This is a genomic window from Rhodococcus rhodochrous (assembly GCF_014854695.1).
Lineage (GTDB): Bacteria > Actinomycetota > Actinomycetes > Mycobacteriales > Mycobacteriaceae > Rhodococcus.
Map to the genome: position 1 here is coordinate 5302117 of NZ_CP027557.1, position 20649 is coordinate 5322765.

A 20649-nucleotide genomic window follows, 5' to 3' on the forward strand; every position below is an offset into this window, starting at 1 on the left:
TCCGGCCCTCTCTTTGTGTGACTACGATCACAAGCTAGGCTAGCCTAAGCCGATGTAAGGTTTGGACAACCTAAGTGAGTGTTCCCTCAGTCGCAGAAAGGTGGCTCTGATGATCGTCTGCAGTTGCCACGCTCTTACCCACCACCACATCGAGGCAGAGGTGGCTGCGGGAGCACGCTGTACCCGCGAGGTGAGCGCCAAGTGCCGCGCCGGTACCGACTGCGGGAATTGTGTACGCAATATCTCGGCGATCATCCGGCAGGCCCGGCAGCGGAATGAGACCATCGAACTCGAGACCGCCGTGTAGCCAGCCCCTACCCGGCGGTAAACCTGATGGTTCACCCCGGGAGGTGCCATGAAGGGCGACAAGAAGGTCATCGAGTTGCTCAACGAACAACTCACCGCCGAGCTCACGGCGATCAACCAGTATTTCCTGCATTCGAAGATGCAGGAGAACCGCGGATGGTCGAAGCTCGCGAAGCACACGCGCGACGAGTCGTTCGACGAGATGCGTCACGCCGAGAGGCTTACCGATCGGATCCTCTACCTCGACGGACTCCCCAACTACCAGCGCCTCGGCGCACTACGTCTGGGGCAGTCCGCCAAGGAGATGCTCGAATCCGACCTGCAGGTCGAGATCGAGGCCCGCGATCGCCTCCGCAAGGGGTCGGAGTACATGCGCTCGGTCAGCGACATCACCTCGGCCAACATCTTCGAGGACATCCTCGCCGACGAGGAAGAACACATCGACTATCTCGAAACCCAGCTCGACCTGATCGAGCAGCTCGGCGAACCGCTGTATCTCGCCCAGCACATCTCACCGCCGGAATAACCCGGCACCGCAGAACGGGCCGCGGCATTGCGCCGCGGCCCGTTCTCTATGCTGTGGGACACACCCGCTTGTCGACGGTGAGAGGAAGACCATGAGCGATTCGTCCGTGACCGTGGTGCACAACGCCGAGAAGCAGAGATACGAAGTCCGCGACGACGACGCCGTCGTCGGGTACACGCAGTACCACCCCGACGACGACGGCCGCCTCGTCTTCGACCACACCGAGATCGACAAGGGCTACTCCGGTCAGGGACTCGGAGGCAAGCTCGTCGGTCACGCCCTCGACGACGTCCGCGAACGCGGCAAGCGCATCGTCGCGATCTGCTCGTACGTCGACAAGTTCATCGAGAAGCACCCGGACTACCGGGATCTGACCGACTAGACATGCACACGGGCGCGGCACGACCGGTGGGTCGTGCCGCGCCCGACGCGGCTGTTCCGGCTCGATGCGGCCGGGGATCAGTTCCCTGTGCGGTTGCGCAGGTCGAGTGCGACGTCGGTGATCATGTCCTCCTGTCCACCGACGAGGCCGCGACGACCGATCTCGACCAGGATGTCGCGGGTGTCGAGGCCGTAGATGCTCGCTGCGGTCTCGGCGTGACGCAGGAAGCTCGAGTACACGCCGGCGTAGCCGAGGGTGAGGGTTTCACGGTCGACCTGCACCGGACGGTCCTGCAGCGGGCGCACCAGATCGTCGGCGGCGTCCTGCAGACCGAACAGGTCGCACGAGTGCTTCCAGCCCTTGAGGTCGGCGACCGCGACGAACGGTTCGATCGGGCAGTTGCCCGCACCGGCACCCTGGCCGGCGAGCGACGCGTCGACGCGGATCACGCCCTCCTCGACCGCCACGACGGAGTTCGCCACCGACAGCGACAGGTTCTGGTGGGCGTGGATACCGATCTGAGTGCTCTCGTTCAGCACGTCCCGGTATGCACGGATGCGCTCGCGGACACCGTCCATCGTGAGGCGGCCACCCGAGTCGGTGACGTACACGCAGTCGGCGCCGTAGGACTCCATGAGCTTCGCCTGCTGGGCCAGGGCGTCTGCGGAAGTCATGTGCGACATCATCAGGAAGCCCGACACGTCCATGCCCAGTTCCTTCGCCGCCGCGATGTGCTGCGCGGAGACGTCGGCCTCGGTGCAGTGCGTCGCGATGCGCACCGACCGCACACCGATCTCGTAGGCGCGCTTCAGCTCGTGGACGGTTCCGATACCGGGCAGGAGCAGCGTCGTCAGGGTTGCCGAATTGATGGCTCCCGCTGCGGCTTCGAGCCACTCCCAGTCGGTGTTGCTGCCGGGACCGTAGGTCAGCGAGTGACCGGCGAGGCCGTCACCGTGCGACACCTCGATGGCGTCGACACCCGCACGGTCGAGTGCACCGGCGATCGCCGCGACGTTCTCGGGGGTGATGCGGTGACGGATGGCGTGCATGCCGTCGCGCAGGGTCACGTCCTGGATGTACAGCGCCGTTCCGTCGCTTGCGAATTCACGTGCCGTAGTGGTTGCCGCGGTCATGCCGTCACCTGATCCTTCTTGCGTGCCGCCACGGCGCGTGCGACCTGCAGCGCCGCGGAGGTCATGATGTCGAGATTGCCCGCGTACTCGGGCAGGTAGTGCGCTGCGCCCTTGACCTCGAGGAACACCGCGACCTTCCACAGGGGGCCGGTGTGGTCGGTGAGCGTCTCCATGGGCTCGGTGACCTCGGTGAACTGCACCTCCTGCTTGAGGGCGTAACCGGGCACGTATTCCTGGACCTTCGCGACCATCGCCTCGACGGACGCGACGATCTCGTCCTTGCGGTCCTCGCCGACGAGCGCGAGCACGGTGTCGCGCATGATCATCGGCGGCTCGGCCGGGTTGAGGATGATGATCGCCTTGCCGCGCGTGGCGCCACCGATCTTCTCGATGGCCTGCGAGGTGGTCTCGGTGAACTCGTCGATGTTGGCGCGGGTGCCGGGGCCGGCCGACTTCGAGGAGATCGAGGCGACGATCTCGGCCCAGTGCACCTTGGTGACCTGGGAGATGGCCGCGACGATCGGGATGGTGGCCTGGCCACCGCAGGTGACCATGTTGACGTTCGGAGCGTCGAGGTGCTCGGTGAGGTTCACCGGCGGCACCGTGTACGGGCCGATCGCGGCCGGTGTCAGGTCGATGAGCATCTTCCCGTGCGGGCGCAGGACCTTCTCGTTGTACTCGTGGGCCTTCGCCGAGGTCGCGTCGAAGACGATCTCGATCTCGTCGAAGCGCGGGTGCTCGACGAGTCCTTCGACACCGTTCGAGATGGCGTCGATGCCGAGGCGCTTCGCCCGTGCGAGACCGTCGGATTCGGGATCGATACCGACGAGGGCGACGGTCTCGAGTTCGGCGTCGGCCAGTCGCTTGATCTTGATGAGCAGGTCGGTGCCGATGTTGCCCGACCCGATGATGGCAACCTTGATGGTCATGAGTTCTCCTGTGCGGTGGAGCTTTCGGAAGAGAAACGCGCAGTGACGGTGCCGAGCGAGGAGATCTCGGCGCGGACCGTCACGCCGGGCGGCGCCGGGACCATCGGGCCGAGTGCCCCCGACAGCACGACCTGCCCTGCGCGTAGGGGCTGGCCGAACTCGCGTGCCGTGCGCGCGAGCCACAGCAGGGCGTTCAGCGGATCGCCGAGGCAGGCTGCGCCGTTGCCCTCGGAGACGAGTTCGTCGTCGACGTACATCCGCATGGTGGCGTCGATCGGCTCGAACTCGTCGAGGGTGAGCGTCTGCGAGCCGAGCACGTACAGGCCGCTGGATGCGTTGTCCGCGACCGTATCCGTGATCTTGATGTCCCAGCCGGCGACGCGGCTGTCGACGATTTCGAGAGCGGCGACCGCATGTCCCACGGCGACGCGGACGGTCGCGAGATCGAGATCGTCCGAGTCGAGGTCGGCGGAGAGGACGAAGGCGATCTCGGCCTCGGCCTTCGGCTGCAGTAGGCGCTTGCTGGGCACCTCGTCGAGATCGGTGACGTCCATGTCGTCGAAGAGGACACCGAAGTCGGGGCGGTCGACACCGAGCTGCTGCTGCACCGCCGGGGAGGTCAGGCCGATCTTGCGTCCGACGATGCGGGCACCTTCGGCGAGCCGGCGGTCGGTGAGCTGCTGCTGCACCGCGTACGCCAGGTCGATGTCGGTCTCCCCGAGCAGGTCGCGGACCGGACCGCACGGGGTGGAGCTGCGTGTGGCCTCGATGAGACGGTCGGCCGCCGCACCGGCGATGCGGGTGCGATCCGCCGCTGATGTGGTGTTGGAGCTGGTAGTCATCACGTCCTCGTCGTTCGATGGATTACGACCATCCTGGCGGCGAGGTCCGTACCCGCATAGGGGCGCGTTCCGGTGAGTGGAACGTGAGACTCAGAGGTTGCGGATGGCTTCGCGCCGGGCGTGGGTGGCAGCGATGCCCGCGGCGGCGGCCTTCACCGCGCCCTCGTGCTTCTCCGGACGGAACCGGGTGACGGGACCGGTGACGCTCACCGCCGCGATGGGACGCTCGTCCGCGTCGAAGATCGGAGCGGCGACGCAGGCGAGGCCCACCGCGGACTCCTCGAACTCGAACGCCACACCGCGCTCGACCACGGTCGCGAGATTCGCCCCGAGCCGGCCGGGTGTCGTGATGGTCCGGGGAGTCTTGCGCGCCAACCCGGCCTCGACCACACCGGCCAGCAGCTCGGGCGGGGAGAACGCGAGAAGGGCCTTGCCGATTCCGGTGCAGTACATGGGCATCCGTCCACCGATCCGGGACGGCGTGGAGGCGGGGCGATGTCCGCCGATCTTCGAGACGTAGACGACCTCCACACCTTCGGGGACGCCGAGGTGCACGGTCTCGTGGGTGCGCTCGTACAGGTCTTCCATGAACGGGATCGCGACCTCGACCAGGCCGCGCTCGAGAGAGGCGCGCAAACCCAGTTCGAAGAGCTGACCGCTCAGGCGGTATCCCGCCGGATCCTTGTCGAGCAGCCGGACGGCGACGAGATCGGTGACGATGCGGTGCAACGTCCCCTTCGGCAATCCGGTACGCCGGCCCAGTTCGGCGAGGGTGAGGACGTGGTCGTCGGCGGTGAACGCCCACAGCACGGTGACGACCTTGCCGAGCACCGTGTTCGTGTCCACCCCGTCGCCCGGCGGGCGGGCATGCACCGGCGACTCGCGCTGTCCTTCCACGTGGCTCAGGTTAGGACACCACGCACCGCACCCGGGACGGGCGCCCGCGCTGGCATCCTGGATGTGTGACCGAGCGCAAGCGGTGGGACCTGACGTTCGAGACGTGGATCGAACGGCAGATCCGCGTGGCGCAGGACCGGGGCGATTTCGACGATCTGCCCGGTTACGGCAAACCCATCCCCGACCACGGCGACGACGATCTGTGGTGGGTGAAGAGTTATCTGGCGCGTGAGGGCCTGTCGACGGAGGCGCTGCTGCCGCCCGAACTGCAGTTGCGGCGCGAGATCGAGCGGCTGCCCGGCACGGTCGGCTCGGCTCCCAGCGAGAAGGTGGTGCGCGACATCGTCTCCGATCTCAACCGGCGGATCGCCGACTGCCTGCGTTTCCCGAGCGGCCTGCCCGTACCGATCCACAAGGTCGACGCCGAGGAGATGGTGGAGGTGTGGAAGGTCGAGCGGGCACGTCGTCGCGAGGAGGCCCGCACGGCCCTGAACTCGACGCGACCCCGGCTCGAGACGGAGTCCGAGACCGGGGTCGCGCGGAGACGGTGGATCTTCCGGTGGCTCCGCAGGCGGAACCGGCCGGTCGTCAGAGAAGGGTGAGCGGCGCTCCGGTCGCGGCGCGCACCTGCTCCTCGGTGACGCCCGGGGCGCACTCGGTCAGGACGAGGCCGTCGGCGGTCACATCGATCACCGCGAGGTTGGTGATGATGCGCTGCACCACGCCCTCACCGGTGAGCGGCAGCGAGCACTCCGAGACGATCTTCGGGTTGCCCTGCTTGTCGGTGTGCTCCATGAGCACGATGACCTTGCGGGCACCGTGGACGAGATCCATCGCCCCGCCCATGCCCTTGACCATCTTGCCGGGCACCATCCAGTTGGCCAGATCGCCGGTGGCCGAGACCTCCATGCCGCCCAGCACGGCGGTGTCGATGTGGCCGCCGCGGATCATGCCGAAGCTCAGCGCCGAGTCGAAGAAGGCGGCGCCGGGGTTGACCGTCACGGTCTCCTTGCCGGCGTTGATCAGGTCCGGGTCGACCGCGTCGTCGGTGGGGTACGGCCCGGTGCCCAGGATGCCGTTCTCACTGTGCAGGGTCACGTGCACACCCTCGGGTAGGTAGTTGGGGATCAGCGTCGGCAGGCCGATACCGAGGTTGACGTACTCCCCCGGCGAGAGTTCCTGCGCGGCGCGCGCGGCCATCTGCGTGCGCGTCCAACCCTGTGTCTCGACAGCTGTGGTCATCTTCTACGCTCCCTTCGCGGCGCTGACGGTGCGCTTCTCGATCTGCTTGTCCTGGACACCGGTGTGCACGACCCGGTTCACGAAGATTCCCGGCAGGTGCACCTCACCCGGATCGATCTCGCCCGGCTCGACGAGTTCCTCGACCTGGGCGATGCACACGCGGCCGGCCATCGCGGCGAGCGGGTTGAAGTTCATCGCGGCCTTGTTGAACACCAGGTTGCCCTCGGTGTCGCCCTTGAGGGCGTGCACGAGCGAGAAGTCGGCGGTGATGGACTCCTCGAGCACGTACCGCTTGCCCCGGAACTCGCGGATCTCCTTCGCAGGGGATGCCACGGCGATCGAACCGTCGGCGTTGTACTTCCACGGCAGTCCGCCCTGCGAGATGGGCGTGCCGACGCCGGCGGGGGTGAAGAAGGCGGGGATGCCCGCACCACCGGCGCGGAGCTTCTCGGCGAGAGTGCCCTGCGGGGTCAGCTCCACCTCGAGCTCGCCGGAGAGGTACTGCCGGGCGAATTCCTTGTTCTCCCCGACGTACGATGCGGTGACCCGGCGGATGCGCTTGCTGCCCAGCAGGATTCCGAGGCCGTGGCCGTCGACGCCGCAGTTGTTGGAGAACACCTCGAGGTCGGTTGCCCCGGTGTCGGCGATAGCCTGGATCAGGATGTCGGGAATGCCGCACAGTCCGAATCCGCCCACCGCGAGCGTCGCACCGTCACGGATGTCGGCGACGGCCTCCGCCGCCGTCTCGAACACTTTCGCTGCCAACTCTCACCTCTCGGATTCCGGGGGGCCGCCTGGGCTCCGCTGGACGAATCACGTCCACTGGATGAACGCGGTCACATTCTCGGCTTCTACTAAAGATCCTGCAGGTGGCGAACACAAGTGCCCGTCCGAATCTCTCTGAAATTGGTCGTTCATCGAACGGAGACGCCATATGCGTTCACTGAGTGGACGTAGAATCGAGGCATGTCGTCCGATGCACGGGGTCAACTGGTCACGCGGATCGCCGCTCTGCTGCGCACCGTCTCGTCGCACGAACCGAAAGGGGTGACGACCTCGGAGGTCGCCCGCAGCACCGATCTCGCCCGGCCCACGGTGCATCGGCTGCTCAGCTCGCTCGCCGACGAGGGGCTCGTCGACCGGGATCCGGCGTCGGGACGGTGGGCCCTCGGACCCGAGCTCTACCTGCTGGGATCGCTCGCCTCGGTGCGCTACGACATCACCGATCTCGCGGGCGACGTGCTGCGCGATCTGGCGCGCGCGACCGGCGAGAGCGCCTTCCTCTCCGCGCGACGGGGCGACGAGACCGTGTGTCTGGCGATGGAGGAGGGCAGCTTCCCGCTGCGTTCGCACGTGCTCCACATCGGGATCCGGTTCCCGCTCGGGGTGGCGTCGGCGGGGCTGGCGATCCTCGCGCACATGCCCGACCAGGAGATCGAGGCGTATCTGTCGCGGGCGGATCTCACGGAGAACTGGGGGCCGGACCATGCGCGACCCGCACTGGAGAAGCGCATCGAGGCGACACGGCTGGCCGGCTACGCCGTCAATCCGGCGCTGATCGTCGAGGGCAGTTGGGGAATGGGCGCCGCGGTGTTCGATCACCGCGGCGCCCCGACCTGGGCGTTGAGTCTGACCGGCGTGGAGAGCCGGTTCCGGCCCGATCGTGTGCCCGAACTCGGTGAGGCGCTGCTCGACAGCGCCCACCGTCTCACTCAGTTGTTGCGTCACCGTCCCCGGTGACGCGCGGTCATGCCGAGGCGGCAGCCGACGCGCGCTGCAGCACGCGCTCGGCGTGACGCAGCACCGGGGCGTCGACCATCTTCCCTTCGAAGTCGAAGACGCCGCGCTCCGATTCGGCGGCCTCGAGGACACGTCGCGCCCACGCCTCCTCCTCGGGGGTGGGCGCGTACGCCCGGCGGACGACGTCGACCTGGCTCGGGTGGATCGACACCTTGATGTCGAATCCGACCGCCACGGCGTCGAGGGCCTCCTCGTGGAGACCGTCGGTGTCCTTGATGTTCAGGTACACCGAGTCGAGCGCCCAGCGGGCGTGACCCTTCGCGGCGAGCAGGGTCACCGACCGGGCGTGTTGCGCGACCGCGCGGTACGTCCCGTCGGCGCGGCGGCTCGCGTTGCCACCGAGTCCGGCGACGAGATCCTCGGCACCCCACATCATTCCGAGTGTGTTCTCGGCGACGGCGATGTCTTCGACCGCGAGCACCCCGAGGGGCGACTCGATGAGCGCGACCACCTCGAGCGGTGCGAGCGAGCGCACCTCGTCGCCGCTCTCGCATTTGGGCAGCATGACCCGCGTGTACGACGTGCGGCGCAGCGCCTCGAGATCGGCCTCGTGGTCGGCCGTGCCCACCGGGTTGACCCGCACCACGGTGCGTTCGGGGTCGAGCGGCGTGGCGATCAGCGCCTCACGGGCGGCCTGCTTGTCGGCCGGTGCGACGGCATCCTCGAGGTCGATGATCACCACGTCGGAACGTTCGGCGGCCTTGGCGTAGCGCTCCGGGCGATCGGCGGGACAGAAAAGCCATGCGGGGCCGGGGAGTTCCCAGGTCATGTCGTGGGCCTCTTCTGGACGAGGGTCTTGCGCACGGCGACGGCGACGACATCGCCGTGCTGGTTGCGACCGGTGTGCTCGAGGGTGACGATGCCCTCCCCCGGCCGGCTCTTCGACTCGCGCTTGTCGACGATCTTCGTCTCGGCGTAGAGCGTGTCGCCGTGGAAGAGCGGCTTGGGGAAGGAGATCTCGGAGAATCCGAGGTTCGCGACGATCGTGCCCTGCGTGAGCTGGGCGACCGACAGTCCCACGATCGTCGAGAGCGTGAACATCGAATTGACCAGACGCTCACCGAAACTGGTCTCGGCGGCGTAGGCGGCGTCGAGGTGCAGCGCCTGCGTGTTCATCGTCTGCGTCGTGAACAGCGTGTTGTCGGCCTCGGTGATCGTGCGGCCGGGGCGGTGCTCGTAGATCGCGCCGAGTTCGAATTCCTCGAACCACAGGCCGCGCTGGACGATCCGCTTCTCCACGGTGGTGTCGGTTTCGCTCACAGTCCCAGCTCCCGTCCGATGAGCATGAGCTGCACCTCGGTGGTGCCCTCACCGATCTCGAGGATCTTGCTGTCGCGGTAGTGGCGCGCCACGGCGTATTCGTTCATGAAGCCGTAGCCGCCGTGGATCTGCGTCGCGTCACGCGCGTTGTCCATCGCGGCCTCGGACGCGACGAGCTTGGCGACCGCGGCCTGCTTCTTGAACGGCTTGCCGGCGAGCATCGCGGCGGCGGCGTCGTAGTAGGCGGTGCGTGCTGCGTGCGCACGTGCCTCCATGCGGGCGATCTTGAAGGCGATGGCCTGGTTGTTGCCGATCGGGCTGCCGAATGCCTCGCGTTCCTTGGCGTACTTCACCGATTCGTCGACGCAGCCCTGCGCGGCGCCGGTCGACAGCGCGGCGATCGCGATGCGGCCCTCGTCGAGGATGCGCAGGAAGTTGGCGTAGCCGCGGCCCCGCTCGCCGAGGAGGTTCTCCTCGGGCACCCGCACGTCGGCGAAGGTGAGCGGATGTGTGTCGGAGGCGTTCCAGCCGACCTTGTTGTAGGCGGGTTCGGCGGTGAAGCCCGGCGTGGAGGTCGGCACGAGGATCGTGGAGATCTCCTTCTTGCCGTTCTCCCGCACACCGGTGACGGCGGTGACGGTCACCAGCGAGGTGATGTCGGTGCCGGAGTTGGTGATGAACTGCTTGTTGCCGTTGATGATCCACTCGCCGTTCTCGAGCTTGGCGGTGGTCTTCGTGCCTCCGGCGTCGCTGCCCGCACCCGGCTCGGTGAGACCGAAGGCGGCGAGGTTGCGACCGCTCGCGAGCTGCGGCAGCCACTCCTGTTTCTGCTTCTCGTTGCCGAAGCGGTAGATCGGCATCGCACCGAGCGAGACACCGGCCTCGAGGGTGATGGCGACGGACTGGTCGACCTTGCCGAGTTCCTCGAGTGCGAGGCACAGCGCGAAGTAGTCGCCGCCCATGCCGCCGTATTCCTCGGGGAACGGCAGGCCGAACAGGCCCATCTCGGCCATGCCCTGCACGACCTCGTAGGGGAACGAATGCTCGGCATCGTGCTTGGCCGCGACCGGCGCGACCACCGTGCGGGCGAAGTCCGCGACGGTCTTGCGCAGCTGCTCGTACTCGTCGGGAAGTTGGCCGGTGGCCAGGTATTCCGTCATGACTGTGCCTCTTCCGTGTCGGCGTGCGGGGTGACCCGCGCGAGAAGTTGATCGACCTTGACCTGCTCACCGGCGGCCGCGAACAGTTCGACGGTGCCGTCGATGGGGGCGGTGAGCGAATGTTCCATCTTCATGGCCTCGACGACGACGAGCGTCTGCCCGGCCGTGACGGTGTCGCCGGATGCGACGGACACCGCGATGACGGCGCCGGGCATCGGGCTGGTGATGTCGGCGTCGCCGGCGTGCGCGTCGTCGCCGCGCACCGATGCCTCGCGCACCTCGCGGACGGCGACGCTGCCGTGGCCGTCGGAAAGCCAGACCACACCGTCGGATTCGCCGACGCGGTAGCTGTGACGCCGGCCGTCGAGCACGACCGCCAGATCGGAGCCGTGCAGCACGGCGCTGAACCGGTAGGTCTCGCCGTCCTCGACCTCGGCGACACCGGCCGCCGGGGTTCCGGTCAGGCGCACGTGTGCGGTGCGGTCGCCGGAGGTGAGCCGCGACGTGACGGGGCGGTGGGCACCGACGCGCCATCCGTCGGGCACGGCCCACGGATCGGTGGTGTCGCCCGCCCAGCGGTCGAGCCACCGCAGGATCGCCGCGGCGACGAGCGTGGAATCGGCGGTCGTGGGGGCGGTGTAGTCGCCGACCCGGCGGTCGAGGAGTCCGGTGTCGAGCGCACCGGCCACGACGTCGTCGTCGGCGAGCAGGAACCGCACGAAGTCGACGTTGGTGACGACGCCGAGCACGGCGGTCTGTGCGAGCGCCCGGTCGAGGCGTCGCAGCGCTCCGGCGCGGTCGTCGGCGTGGGCGATGACCTTGGCGAGCATCGGGTCGTAGTCGCTGCCGACCACGGTGCCGGCGCGGATGCCGGAGTCGACGCGCACGCCGGGACCGGTGGGTTCGACGACGTCGGCGATCTCACCGCCGGTCGGGAGGAAGCCGCGGGCCGGATCCTCGGCGTAGACGCGGGCCTCGATCGCGTGGCCGGTGAGGGTGATGTCGTCCTGGGTGAAGCCGAGCGGCTCGCCGGCGGCGATGCGCACCTGCCACTCGACGAGATCGAGGCCGGTGACCATCTCGGTGACCGGATGCTCGACCTGCAGTCGGGTGTTCATCTCCATGAAGAAGAACTCGTCGGGCTTGTCGGCTGAGACGATGAACTCGACGGTGCCGGCGCCGGTGTAGTCGACGCTGCGCGCGGTGTTGCACGCGGCCTCACCGATGCGGGCGCGGGTGGCCTCGTCGAGCAGCGGCGAAGGTGCTTCCTCGATGACCTTCTGGTGCCGTCGCTGGAGGCTGCACTCGCGCTCGCCGAGGTGGACGACGTTGCCGTGCGCATCCGCGAGGACCTGGACCTCGATGTGCCGGGGGCGCTGCACGAACCGTTCGAGGAAGAGGGTGTCGTCGCCGAACGCCGACGCCGCTTCGCGACGGGCGGATTCGAGCGCGGCGGGCAGATCCTTCGGGTCCTCGACGAGGCGCATGCCCTTGCCGCCACCACCGGCGGAGGGCTTGACGAGCACGGGATAGCCGACTTCCTCGGCGCCCGCGATCAGTTCGTCGTCGCTCAGTCCGGGCCGGGAGATGCCGGGCACGACGGGAACGCCGAACTCCGACACCGCGGCCTTGGCGGTGATCTTGTCGCCCATGGTCTCGATCGCGTGGGCGGACGGGCCGAGGAAGGCGATACCGGCGGTGGCGCATGCGGCGGCGAAAGCCGAGTTCTCCGAGAGGAATCCGTAGCCGGGGTGGATGCCCTGCGCGCCGGTGGCGAGCGCCGCGTCGATGACCTTGTCGATCACCAGGTAGCTCTCGCGCGCCGCCGCGGGTCCGAGCAGCACCGCGGTGTCGGCCTCCTGCACGTGGCGGGCGTCGCGGTCGGCCTCGCTGAACACGGCGACCGAGCGGATGCCCATCGCCTTCAGGGTGCGGATGACGCGCACCGCGATCTCGCCGCGGTTGGCGACCAACACCGTGTCGATCCGAGTCGTATCAGTCATGGGTGCACTCACATCCGGAAGACGCCGTAGGAGACCGGCTCGAGCGGGGCGTTGGCGCACACCGACAGTGCCAGTCCGAGAACTTTTCTGGTGTCTGCGGGATCGATGATGCCGTCGTCCCACAGGCGCGCGGTCGAGTAGTAGGGGTTGCCCTGCTCCTCGTACTGGGCGCGGATCGGAGCCTTGAACTCCTCCTCCTGCTCGGCCGTCCAGGGCTTACCCGAGGCGTCGAGCTGGTCGGAGCGCACCGTGGCCAGCACCGAGGCGGCCTGCTCGCCACCCATGACGGAGATGCGGGCGTTGGGCCACATCCACAGGAAGCGAGGCGAATACGCGCGACCGCACATCGAGTAGTTGCCGGCGCCGTACGAGCCGCCGATGACGACGGTCAGCTTCGGCACCCGCGCGCACGCGACCGCGGTGACCATCTTCGCGCCGTGCTTGGCGATGCCGCCGGCCTCGTAGTCGCGGCCGACCATGAAGCCGGAGATGTTCTGCAGGAACACCAGCGGGATCGAACGCTTGTCGCACAGTTCGATGAAATGCGCTCCCTTGACGGCGGATTCGCCGAAGAGCACGCCGTTGTTCGCGATGATGCCGACCGGGTGACCGTGGATGCGCGCGAAGCCGGTGACGAGCGTTTTGCCGTATTCGGCCTTGAACTCGTGGAAGCTGGATCCGTCGACCACACGGTCGATGACCTCGTGCACGTCGTAGGGGATGCGCGAGTCGGTGGGCACCACGTCGTACAGCTCGGTGGGGTCGGCCTCGGGCGGGGTGGTGGGTTCGACGTCCCACGGGCGCGGGGTGCGCGGACCGAAGGTGGAGACGATGTCGCGCACGATGCGCAGCGCGTCGCGGTCGTCCTCGGCCAGGTGGTCGGTGACGCCGGAGACCTTCGAGTGCAGGTCGCCGCCACCGAGTTCCTCTGCGGTGACGACCTCGCCGGTCGCGGCCTTCACCAGCGGCGGGCCACCGAGGAAGATGGTGCCCTGGTTGCGGACGATGACGGCCTCGTCGCTCATGGCGGGGACGTAGGCGCCGCCGGCGGTGCACGAGCCCATGACCGCGGCGATCTGCGGAATCCCCTTGGCGCTCATGGTGGCCTGGTTGTAGAAGATGCGGCCGAAATGCTCGCGGTCGGGGAAGACCTCGTCCTGCCGCGGCAGGAAGGCGCCGCCGGAGTCGACGAGGTACAGGCACGGCAGGTTGTTCTGCAGCGCGACTTCCTGCGCCCGCAGATGCTTCTTGACCGTGATCGGGTAGTAGGTGCCGCCCTTGACGGTGGCGTCGTTCGCGACGATCACGCACTCGCGGCCGGCGACGCGGCCGATGCCGGCGATCATGCCGGCGCCGGGGCACTCGTCGTCGTACATGCCGTCGGCGGCGAGGGGCGACAGTTCGAGGAACGGGCTGCCCGTGTCGAGCAGTTCGTCGACGCGGTCGCGGGGAAGCAGCTTGCCGCGCGCGACATGCCGCTCCCGGGCTTTCTCGCTGCCGCCCAGTGCTGCGGCAGCGAGCTTGTCTCGGAGCTCTCCGACCAGCTGTTCATGCTGGTCGCGGCTGGTTGTCGAGGCCGTCTCAGCGGTTGTCACGCACACCATCCTCGGTAGATCGACTAATCGCCATTAACTGAAATCTAGGTTAGTTATGATTAACCGAGTTGTCCAGACCACACCGAGCGGAGATTTTCATGACCGAGTCCGCGATCGACGTCTCGACCGCATCGGGACGCCCGACGCGGCGTAGCCTCGCCAAGGCGGAACGCCGACGGGACCTCCTGCGTGCCGCGGCGCACCTGATCGCCGAACGCGGATTCCCCGGGGTCCGCCTCGAGGATCTCGGTGCGGCCGTGGGGATCAGCGGACCCGCCGTGTATCGGCACTTCCCCAACAAGGACGCCCTGCTCGTCGAGATCCTCGTCGAGATCAGCCGCCGCCTCCTCGCAGGTGGCACGCAGGTCGCCGAGACGACGCCCGACCCGCGCGACGCCCTCGAGGGGCTGGTCGACTTCCATCTCGACTTCGCGCTGGGCGAGCCCGATCTCATCCGCGTGCAGGACCGCGAGTTCACGTCCCTCCCCGACGAGGGGCAGCGGGAGGTGAGGGTGACCCAGCGGCGCTACGTCGAGATCTGGGTCGACGTCCTGCGCCGCATCGACCCCGCACTGCCCGAATCCGACGCGCGCACGATGGCGCACGCGACCTTCGGACTCATCAACTCGACACCGCACAGTGCCGACCCGCGTTCCCCCGAAGGCACCCGCGCGGTGCTGCGACGCATGGCACTGGCAGCTCTCGCCACGACCCCCTCGGCTCTCGCGGCAGAGCCGGCACGAACGGAGACCGCATGAGCTACTTCGAACGACTCGGCCCGACCTCCTTCCGCGCCACCGAACACGTCGGTGGGGCGTGGAACGAGGCGGAGCAGCACATCGCGCCCGCCCTCGGGCTGATCGCCCACGTCGTCGAATGCGACCGCGACGCGCGGCGCGACGACGACCTCGCGATCGGACGCCTGTCGTACGACATCCTCGGCACCGTGCCCGTCGGTCCCGTCGTCACGACCGTCGAGGTCCTGCGGCCCGGACGCACCATCGAACTCGTGGAAGCGACACTCGCCTACGACGGGCGCGCGATCGTGCGTGCGCGCGCGTGGCTGATGCAGACCGGCCCCACCGCGGAGATCGCCGGCACCACGCTGCAGCCGATCCCGTCGCCCGAGGACTGCGAACCCTGGGACCCGACGACGCTGTGGCCGGGAGGATTCATCGACTCGGTGGAGGTGCGTCGCGTCTCGACCGCACCCGGACGGGCCTCGTTCTGGGTGCGTACCGATCTTCCGCTCGTGGAGGGCGAGAAGGTCAGCGATCTCGCCGCCACGGCCGGCCTGTTCGACATCGCCAACGGCATGGCGGTGCGTGCCGATCCGAGGACGGTCGCCTTCCCCAACCTCGATCTGACCGTGCACCTGTTCGCCGAACCCCGCGGTGAATGGGTCGGCTTCGATACGTCGGTCTCGTTCGGCGCCGACGGCATCGGCCTGACGAGCACGGTGCTGCACGATGCGACCGGCCCGATCGGCACGATGTCCCAGATCCTCACGGTGCGGCCGATCTGAGCGGCCGCACCGGTCCGGAGGTCTCGGAGTCCGGTGACCTCGAGGTTCGGTGACCTCGGGGTGCGGCGCCCTCGGGGTTCGGTGGCCTCAGCTCAGCAGCGCGGACGCGAGCTGCCGGTAGCCCTCGCTCGGGAAGGTGAACGGATCCGCGGTGAGCACCTGGATGGCCACCTCGTCGGCACCGGCGGCGTAGTGCTTCTCGATGCCGGCGACGACGCTGTCGAGATCACCCCACGGGATGAGCACGTCCATCAAGGCGTCGCTGCCACCGTCGGCGAGGTCCTCGTCGGTGTACCCGAGACGACGCAGGTTGTTCGAGTAGTTCGGCAGCGCGAGATAACCGCGCATGTACTCGCGGGCGATGCCGCGCGCGACGGTCTCGTCGGTTTCGAGGACGACGGCCACCTCGGGCGCGAGCAACGGCTCCGAGCCGAGGGCCTCACGCGCGACCGCCGTGTGCTCGGGCGGAACGAAGTACGGATGGGCTCCTGCCGCGCGCTCGGCGGACAGCTTCAGCATGCGCGGGCCGAGCGCCGCGAGGACCCTACGATCGGTGGGCACCGGCGTCGACGCCGCATCGAGACCGTCGAGGTACTCGACCATCCGGCTGTAGGGCTTGGTGTAGCTGGTGTTCTCCCGCGCGTCGACGACGGGAGCGTGACTCGTTCCGACTCCCAGCAGGAAACGACCGGGATACCGCGACTCCAGATCGGCGACCGCAGCGGCCGTGGTCTCCGGGTCGGCGTGCCAGATGCTGATGATGCCGCTCGCCAGCTCGAGCGTCGTCGTCGCCGCGAGCAGTTCCCCGTAGACGGACGGGAAACCGTCCCGGAATCCGCCGGACGTCCACAACCGGGAGTACCCGAGCTCCTCCAGTTCGCGGGCAGCGCCGAGCGCCTGCTCGCGAACCTTCCGACCGAGCCAGAACGCGCCACCCCACACACTCACTCGTCGTGTCATGCGACCGACCCTAGTCGCGTTCCGGCACTCGGTGCAGCCGCTTCGGCCCGTGGCCGGATCGGGACGGCTCCACCGGTCGGCTACAGTTCGCATTCGGGTTCAACAGACAGCCCGACCATACGTGTGTTCGCAGACCGACAGGTCCGGGACCGCACCGCCGTCGGGATTCGTCGCCCGTAGGCGCGAATCGGGCACGGACCGGGAAGCTGGGGTGGATGTGATCGGTTTCGTGCGTTCCGCCGAAGTCGGAGCGACGGTGCAGCGATGAGGGATCCTTCGGTTCCCGAACCGCGTATCGAGCGCATCTCCTCGCGGCTGGCCGTGCAGAGCTGGTTCCAGTTGGCGTTCGCGCTCCTCGCGGTGTTCGCCGTCGTCGGTTCGATCGTGGGCGGGATCTTCATCCAGCGCACCGTGCAGATCACCGACGAGGTGACCGAGCGGATCCAGCCGGCGATGACGCAGGCCTTCAACTTGCAGACCGCTCTGCTCGATCAACAGACCGCGGTCCGCGGGTACGCGCTCACGACCGAACCCGTCTTCCTCGGGCCGTACCGTGCGGGTCAGGAGAACCAGCAGGTCGCGCTCGATCGTCTTCGCGTGCTCCTCGCCGGGCATCCGGATCTGCTCGCCGACATCGACACGATCGAGGCCGCCGCTGCGCAGTGGCGGACGCAGTACGCAGAGCCGATCATCGAGACCGTCGTTCCCGGGGAGCCTCGTCCCGTCGATCCGGCCCTGGCCGAGCAGGACCGGCTGGCCTTCGGTGAGATCCGGTCGATGTTCGCCCAGGAGAACAACGCTCTCTCCGATGTCCTGGCGGAGGACCTCGACGAACTCGCGGAGTCCCGCACCATCCGCAATTCGGTGTTGATCGCGATGGTGATCACGTTCATCCTCACCGGTCTCGCCACGGTGGTTCTCGTCCACAACCTCGTCGCCGTGCCGCTCGCAAGGCTTCGCCGGGCCAGCCGCCGGGTCGCGCTGGAGGAGAACTTCTACCAGCACATCTACCCCCAGGGACCGAAGGACATCCGGGCACTCGCCCTCGATGTCGAGACGATGCGCGGTCGTATCGCGGACGCGTTGGCGGACTCCCGGAAGCAGCAGACCCTGCTCGCGAAACAGACCGAGGATCTCGATTCCCAGGCCGAGGAACTCCGCCGCTCGAACACCGAACTCGAGCAGTTCGCCTACGTCGCATCGCACGACCTGCAGGAACCGCTGCGGAAGGTCGCGTCCTTCTGCCAGTTGCTCGAGAAGCGGTACGGCGACGTCCTCGATGATCGGGGACGGCAGTACGTGGAGTATGCCGTCGACGGCGCGAAGCGGATGCAGGTGCTGATCAGCGATCTGCTCGCCTTCTCCCGGGTCGGACGCGTTCACGACGCCTACGTCCGGGTCGACCTCGGCCGACCGCTCGAGAAGGCGTTGTTCAACCTCTCTGCCTCCATCGAGGAGTCACAGGCGCAGATCGAACGCCCCGACGACCTCCCCGAGCTCACCGGCGACCCCACTCTGCTGACGATGCTGTGGCAGAACCTGGTCGGCAACGCCATCAAGTTCCAACATCCCGATCGCACCCCGGTGATCAGGATCGAGTGCGAAAAAGTCGAGGACGAGTCGGACGGTCCGCAGTGGCACTTCTGCGTCACCGACAACGGCATCGGGATCGACAGCGAGTACGCCGAGAAGGTGTTCGTCATCTTCCAGCGGCTGCATCCTCGCGACGATTACCAGGGCACCGGTATCGGACTGGCGCTGTGCAAGAAAATCGTCGAGTATCACGCGGGAAGAATCTGGATCGACACCGAGTACGGCGATACTCATACCGAGGGCACTCGAATCTGCTTCACCCTCGGAACCGCATCACGCCCCGTCGAGCAGAAGCAGGGGACCACGGCCTGAGGAGCACGATCGTGACATATCCCCCTGCCCGACCGGTGGACGTCCTGTTGGTCGAGGACGATCCCGGCGACGAGCTGATGACCCGTGAAGCATTCGAGGACAACAAGATCGGCAACGCCCTCCACGTCGTCCGCGACGGGGCGGAAGCACTCGACTTCCTGTACCGCCGGGGCGACCACGAGGGCGCGCCGCGCCCGGATCTGATCCTGCTCGATCTGAACCTGCCGAAGTACGACGGCCGGCAGGTGCTGACGAAGATCAAGTCCGATCCGGAACTGTCCGACATCCCGATCGTGGTGCTCACGACCTCGTCGGCCGAGGAGGACATTCTCCGCAGCTACAAGCTGCACGCCAACGCGTACGTCACCAAGCCGGTCGATCTCGACCAGTTCATCGGTGCCGTGAAGCAGATCGACGAATTCTTCGTGCAGGTCGTGCGGCTACCGCGTCGCGGACGCTGACGAGAAGCTCCGCGGCGCGGCTCCGGCCGAACCGTCAGGACAGGATGCCGAAGATCGCGACCACGAAGATGATCACGATCACCGCGACGGCGAGCAGCGTGAGCCACCCGCTGATGGGGAACCGCTTCCTCGTGTCGGGTTCCGGGGCGGACAGCCCGGACGTCGTCCCCGAATCGGGGGGCGTCGATCCGGGCGCTACGCCACCGCCGGGTTCCAGATCCGGGGTACGTGCAGGGTCGGGATCCTGGTTTCCATGATGTTCGGGGTCCGACGTGGTCACCTGACCTCCTTCTGTGCGGCTGCGCTCCCGTGGAGCGGCCGCAGACGTGTGTCGCGGTGAATTCGGTTCTACGGCGACATACCTCTCCCCCGCACTCCGCAAACCCCGCACTCCGCAAACCTGCCTTCTGCGGCAGGCGACCTCTTCCGGTCCGGCGTTTGCCCGCTCCGAGCGCGGGTAGGCATCGAGGGACACGTGCCGGGTACGACCCGACATTCCTGCACCCGAGGAGCCGAGGAGCGACATGAAGGCAGTGACATGGCAGGGGCGCCGCAACGTGAGCGTCGATACGGTGCCCGATCCGACGATCCAGGAGGCCGGTGACGCCGTCATCCGCGTCACCACCACCAACATCTGCGGCTCTGACCTGCACCTGTACGAGGTGTTGGGAGCCTTCATGACTCCTGGCGACATCCTCGGTCACGAACCGATGGGCATCGTCGAGGAGGTCGGCTCCGGCGTCACGAAACTGAAGCCCGGCGACCGGGTGGTGATTCCCTTCCAGGTGTGTTGCGGCCAGTGCTTCATGTGTTCCCACGGCCTGCATTCGCAGTGCGAGACCACGCAGGTCCGTGAGGAGGGCACCGGTGCCGCGCTGTTCGGCTACTCGAAGCTCTACGGCAGCGTGCCCGGCGGGCAGGCCGAATACCTGCGCGTCCCCCATGCCGACGCCACCCACATCAAGGTCCCGGAAGGGCCGGCCGACGACCGTTTCGTCTACCTCTCCGACGTGTTGCCCACCGCGTGGCAGGCCGTCGAATACGCGGAGATCCCCGACGGTGGGAGTGTCACGGTGCTCGGCCTCGGCCCCATCGGTGAGATGGCCGCGCGCATCGCGGCGCACAAGGGTGCCCGCGTGATCGGCGTGGACATGGTCCCCGAGCGACTGGCCCGCGCGGCCTCCCGCGGCATCGAGGTCGTCGATCTGCGCGAGGTCGACAACAACCCCGGCGACATGATCCGTGACATGACGAACGGGCGCGGTACCGATTCGGTGATCGACGCCGTGGGTATGGAGGCGCACGGCTCACCCGTCGCGAAGCTCGCCCAGAGTGCCGCCGGTTTCCTGCCGTCGGCGATCGCCGAGCCGTTCATGGAGAAGGCCGGAGTGGACCGTCTCCACGCGCTGTACACCGCGATCGACGTCGTGCGGCGTGGTGGTGCGGTCTCGCTGAGCGGCGTGTACGGCGGGGCGGCGGATCCGATGCCGATGCTCACCCTGTTCGACAAGCAGATTCGTCTCCACATGGGTCAAGCCAACGTGTTGAACTGGGTCCCGGAGATCCTGCCGCTCCTGACCGACGAGGATCCGCTGGGGGTCGACGACTTCGCGACCCACCGCCTCCCGCTCGACGACGCACCGCACGCGTACGAGATCTTCCAGAAGAAGCAGGACGGCGCCATCAAGATCTGTCTGAAACCGTAGTGGACGCAGCCGAACCG

Annotated in this window: 23 protein-coding genes; 10 read left to right on the forward strand and 13 right to left on the reverse strand. The window is 67.7% G+C overall.

Annotated elements, in window-relative coordinates; all coding sequences use genetic code 11:
• Positions 1 to 109: 109 nt before the first annotated feature.
• From C6Y44_RS24215 to C6Y44_RS24225, 3 genes are all read left to right on the forward strand, one after another.
• Positions 110 to 307, forward strand: coding sequence for a (2Fe-2S)-binding protein (locus tag C6Y44_RS24215; RefSeq protein WP_006550741.1), 198 nt, complete (start codon positions 110 to 112; stop codon positions 305 to 307).
• Positions 308 to 355: 48 nt separating this feature from the next.
• A complete protein-coding gene (gene bfr / locus C6Y44_RS24220) occupies positions 356 to 832 on the forward strand; it encodes a bacterioferritin (protein WP_006550742.1) in 477 nt (158 codons plus the stop codon).
• A 91-nt stretch (positions 833 to 923) separates the two neighbouring features.
• The gene (locus C6Y44_RS24225; protein ID WP_159417195.1) at positions 924 to 1214 is read left to right on the forward strand and encodes a GNAT family N-acetyltransferase; all 291 of its coding nucleotides are present in this window, start codon (positions 924 to 926) and stop codon (positions 1212 to 1214) included.
• A gap of 77 nt (positions 1215 to 1291) precedes the next feature.
• Here C6Y44_RS24225 and dmpG read toward each other — a convergent pair whose 3' ends face one another.
• The 4 genes from dmpG to C6Y44_RS24245 all read right to left on the reverse strand — a co-directional run bounded on the left by dmpG (position 1292) and on the right by C6Y44_RS24245 (position 4964).
• The gene (dmpG, locus tag C6Y44_RS24230) at positions 1292 to 2347 is read right to left on the reverse strand and encodes a 4-hydroxy-2-oxovalerate aldolase (RefSeq protein WP_006550744.1); all 1056 of its coding nucleotides are present in this window, start codon (positions 2345 to 2347) and stop codon (positions 1292 to 1294) included.
• The gene (locus C6Y44_RS24235) at positions 2344 to 3276 is read right to left on the reverse strand and encodes an acetaldehyde dehydrogenase (acetylating) (RefSeq protein WP_159417194.1); all 933 of its coding nucleotides are present in this window, start codon (positions 3274 to 3276) and stop codon (positions 2344 to 2346) included. The genes dmpG and C6Y44_RS24235 overlap by 4 nt, the downstream gene beginning before the upstream one ends.
• A complete protein-coding gene (locus tag C6Y44_RS24240) occupies positions 3273 to 4118 on the reverse strand; it encodes a 2-keto-4-pentenoate hydratase (protein ID WP_159417193.1) in 846 nt (281 codons plus the stop codon). Before C6Y44_RS24240 ends, C6Y44_RS24235 begins: the two co-directional genes overlap by 4 nt.
• 90 nt (positions 4119 to 4208) lie before the next feature.
• Complete coding sequence (locus C6Y44_RS24245; RefSeq protein WP_016696328.1) at positions 4209 to 4964, reverse strand: IclR family transcriptional regulator; 756 nt, start codon at positions 4962 to 4964, stop codon at positions 4209 to 4211.
• 116 nt (positions 4965 to 5080) lie between these two features.
• On the opposite strand from C6Y44_RS24245, the gene C6Y44_RS24250 reads away from it, so the two are divergent.
• Complete coding sequence (locus C6Y44_RS24250) at positions 5081 to 5617, forward strand: DnaJ family domain-containing protein (RefSeq protein ID WP_006550748.1); 537 nt, start codon at positions 5081 to 5083, stop codon at positions 5615 to 5617.
• On the opposite strand, the gene C6Y44_RS24255 is transcribed toward C6Y44_RS24250, so the two are convergent.
• Positions 5604 to 6257, reverse strand: a complete 654-nt coding sequence (locus tag C6Y44_RS24255; RefSeq protein ID WP_006550749.1) for a CoA transferase subunit B — start codon at positions 6255 to 6257, stop codon at positions 5604 to 5606. The two genes, C6Y44_RS24250 and C6Y44_RS24255, sit on opposite strands and share 14 nt — an antisense overlap.
• Before the next feature lie 3 nt (positions 6258 to 6260).
• Positions 6261 to 7022: a CoA transferase subunit A gene (locus C6Y44_RS24260; RefSeq protein ID WP_159417192.1), complete on the reverse strand. Its 762-nt coding sequence runs from the start codon at positions 7020 to 7022 to the stop codon at positions 6261 to 6263.
• A gap of 201 nt (positions 7023 to 7223) precedes the next feature.
• Between C6Y44_RS24260 and C6Y44_RS24265 the strand changes: the two genes are divergently transcribed.
• Positions 7224 to 7997: an IclR family transcriptional regulator gene (locus C6Y44_RS24265; protein ID WP_006550750.1), complete on the forward strand. Its 774-nt coding sequence runs from the start codon at positions 7224 to 7226 to the stop codon at positions 7995 to 7997.
• A 7-nt stretch (positions 7998 to 8004) separates the two neighbouring features.
• On the opposite strand, the gene C6Y44_RS24270 is transcribed toward C6Y44_RS24265, so the two are convergent.
• Genes C6Y44_RS24270 through C6Y44_RS24290 form a run of 5 tightly spaced genes read right to left on the reverse strand, consistent with a single transcriptional unit; the run spans position 8005 to position 14084 of the window.
• Positions 8005 to 8826, reverse strand: coding sequence for an HpcH/HpaI aldolase/citrate lyase family protein (locus tag C6Y44_RS24270; protein WP_006550751.1), 822 nt, complete (start codon positions 8824 to 8826; stop codon positions 8005 to 8007).
• Positions 8823 to 9317, reverse strand: coding sequence for a MaoC family dehydratase (locus C6Y44_RS24275; protein ID WP_006550752.1), 495 nt, complete (start codon positions 9315 to 9317; stop codon positions 8823 to 8825). Before C6Y44_RS24275 ends, C6Y44_RS24270 begins: the two co-directional genes overlap by 4 nt.
• Positions 9314 to 10477: an acyl-CoA dehydrogenase family protein gene (locus C6Y44_RS24280; RefSeq protein ID WP_006550753.1), complete on the reverse strand. Its 1164-nt coding sequence runs from the start codon at positions 10475 to 10477 to the stop codon at positions 9314 to 9316. The genes C6Y44_RS24275 and C6Y44_RS24280 overlap by 4 nt, the downstream gene beginning before the upstream one ends.
• Complete coding sequence (locus C6Y44_RS24285) at positions 10474 to 12480, reverse strand: acetyl-CoA carboxylase biotin carboxylase subunit (protein ID WP_159417191.1); 2007 nt, start codon at positions 12478 to 12480, stop codon at positions 10474 to 10476. The genes C6Y44_RS24280 and C6Y44_RS24285 overlap by 4 nt, the downstream gene beginning before the upstream one ends.
• An 8-nt stretch (positions 12481 to 12488) precedes the next feature.
• Entirely contained in the window at positions 12489 to 14084 is a 1596-nt protein-coding gene (locus tag C6Y44_RS24290; protein WP_088899517.1) for a carboxyl transferase domain-containing protein, read from the reverse strand.
• Between the two features lie 89 nt (positions 14085 to 14173).
• Here C6Y44_RS24290 and C6Y44_RS24295 point away from each other — a divergent pair, with 89 nt between their 5' ends.
• Together C6Y44_RS24295 and C6Y44_RS24300 are read left to right on the forward strand one after the other, a co-directional pair.
• The gene (locus tag C6Y44_RS24295; RefSeq protein WP_016693261.1) at positions 14174 to 14833 is read left to right on the forward strand and encodes an SACE_7040 family transcriptional regulator; all 660 of its coding nucleotides are present in this window, start codon (positions 14174 to 14176) and stop codon (positions 14831 to 14833) included.
• Positions 14830 to 15600, forward strand: coding sequence for a thioesterase family protein (locus C6Y44_RS24300; RefSeq protein WP_016693262.1), 771 nt, complete (start codon positions 14830 to 14832; stop codon positions 15598 to 15600). Before C6Y44_RS24295 ends, C6Y44_RS24300 begins: the two co-directional genes overlap by 4 nt.
• Positions 15601 to 15687: 87 nt before the next feature.
• On the opposite strand, the gene C6Y44_RS24305 is transcribed toward C6Y44_RS24300, so the two are convergent.
• On the reverse strand, positions 15688 to 16560 hold the full coding sequence (locus tag C6Y44_RS24305; RefSeq protein ID WP_216850664.1) for an LLM class F420-dependent oxidoreductase: 873 nt from the start codon (positions 16558 to 16560) through the stop codon (positions 15688 to 15690).
• Positions 16561 to 16824: 264 nt separating this feature from the next.
• On the opposite strand from C6Y44_RS24305, the gene C6Y44_RS24310 reads away from it, so the two are divergent.
• A complete protein-coding gene (locus C6Y44_RS24310) occupies positions 16825 to 18465 on the forward strand; it encodes a sensor histidine kinase (RefSeq protein WP_088899515.1) in 1641 nt (546 codons plus the stop codon).
• An 11-nt stretch (positions 18466 to 18476) separates the two neighbouring features.
• Positions 18477 to 18926 carry a response regulator gene (locus C6Y44_RS24315; protein WP_172415070.1) on the forward strand — a complete coding sequence of 150 codons (450 nt, stop codon included), beginning with the start codon at positions 18477 to 18479 and terminating at the stop codon, positions 18924 to 18926.
• Between the two features lie 34 nt (positions 18927 to 18960).
• Here the strand turns inward: C6Y44_RS24315 and C6Y44_RS24320 are convergent, their stop codons facing one another.
• The gene (locus C6Y44_RS24320) at positions 18961 to 19206 is read right to left on the reverse strand and encodes a DUF6480 family protein (protein WP_024102438.1); all 246 of its coding nucleotides are present in this window, start codon (positions 19204 to 19206) and stop codon (positions 18961 to 18963) included.
• A gap of 244 nt (positions 19207 to 19450) precedes the next feature.
• On the opposite strand from C6Y44_RS24320, the gene C6Y44_RS24325 reads away from it, so the two are divergent.
• A complete protein-coding gene (locus C6Y44_RS24325) occupies positions 19451 to 20632 on the forward strand; it encodes a zinc-dependent alcohol dehydrogenase (protein WP_016693267.1) in 1182 nt (393 codons plus the stop codon).
• Positions 20633 to 20649: the final 17 nt, after the last annotated feature.

Bases quoted from the DNA above. Each gene is read 5' to 3' on its own strand.
- C6Y44_RS24325 (WP_016693267.1), top strand. From the start codon at position 19,451: ATGAAGGCAGTGACATGGCAGGGGCGCCGCAACGTGAGCGTCGATACG.
- C6Y44_RS24255 (WP_006550749.1), bottom strand. From the start codon at position 6,257: ATGACCACAGCTGTCGAGACACAGGGTTGGACGCGCACGCAGATGGCC.
- dmpG (WP_006550744.1), bottom strand. From the start codon at position 2,347: ATGACCGCGGCAACCACTACGGCACGTGAATTCGCAAGCGACGGAACG.
- bfr (WP_006550742.1), top strand. From the start codon at position 356: ATGAAGGGCGACAAGAAGGTCATCGAGTTGCTCAACGAACAACTCACC.
- C6Y44_RS24215 (WP_006550741.1), top strand. From the start codon at position 110: ATGATCGTCTGCAGTTGCCACGCTCTTACCCACCACCACATCGAGGCA.
- C6Y44_RS24285 (WP_159417191.1), bottom strand. From the start codon at position 12,480: ATGACTGATACGACTCGGATCGACACGGTGTTGGTCGCCAACCGCGGC.
- C6Y44_RS24290 (WP_088899517.1), bottom strand. From the start codon at position 14,084: ATGGTGTGCGTGACAACCGCTGAGACGGCCTCGACAACCAGCCGCGAC.
- C6Y44_RS24310 (WP_088899515.1), top strand. From the start codon at position 16,825: ATGAGGGATCCTTCGGTTCCCGAACCGCGTATCGAGCGCATCTCCTCG.
- C6Y44_RS24295 (WP_016693261.1), top strand. From the start codon at position 14,174: ATGACCGAGTCCGCGATCGACGTCTCGACCGCATCGGGACGCCCGACG.
- C6Y44_RS24225 (WP_159417195.1), top strand. From the start codon at position 924: ATGAGCGATTCGTCCGTGACCGTGGTGCACAACGCCGAGAAGCAGAGA.
- C6Y44_RS24235 (WP_159417194.1), bottom strand. From the start codon at position 3,276: ATGACCATCAAGGTTGCCATCATCGGGTCGGGCAACATCGGCACCGAC.
- C6Y44_RS24280 (WP_006550753.1), bottom strand. From the start codon at position 10,477: ATGACGGAATACCTGGCCACCGGCCAACTTCCCGACGAGTACGAGCAG.
- C6Y44_RS24305 (WP_216850664.1), bottom strand. From the start codon at position 16,560: ATGACACGACGAGTGAGTGTGTGGGGTGGCGCGTTCTGGCTCGGTCGG.
- C6Y44_RS24270 (WP_006550751.1), bottom strand. From the start codon at position 8,826: ATGACCTGGGAACTCCCCGGCCCCGCATGGCTTTTCTGTCCCGCCGAT.
- C6Y44_RS24300 (WP_016693262.1), top strand. From the start codon at position 14,830: ATGAGCTACTTCGAACGACTCGGCCCGACCTCCTTCCGCGCCACCGAA.
- C6Y44_RS24265 (WP_006550750.1), top strand. From the start codon at position 7,224: ATGTCGTCCGATGCACGGGGTCAACTGGTCACGCGGATCGCCGCTCTG.
- C6Y44_RS24240 (WP_159417193.1), bottom strand. From the start codon at position 4,118: ATGACTACCAGCTCCAACACCACATCAGCGGCGGATCGCACCCGCATC.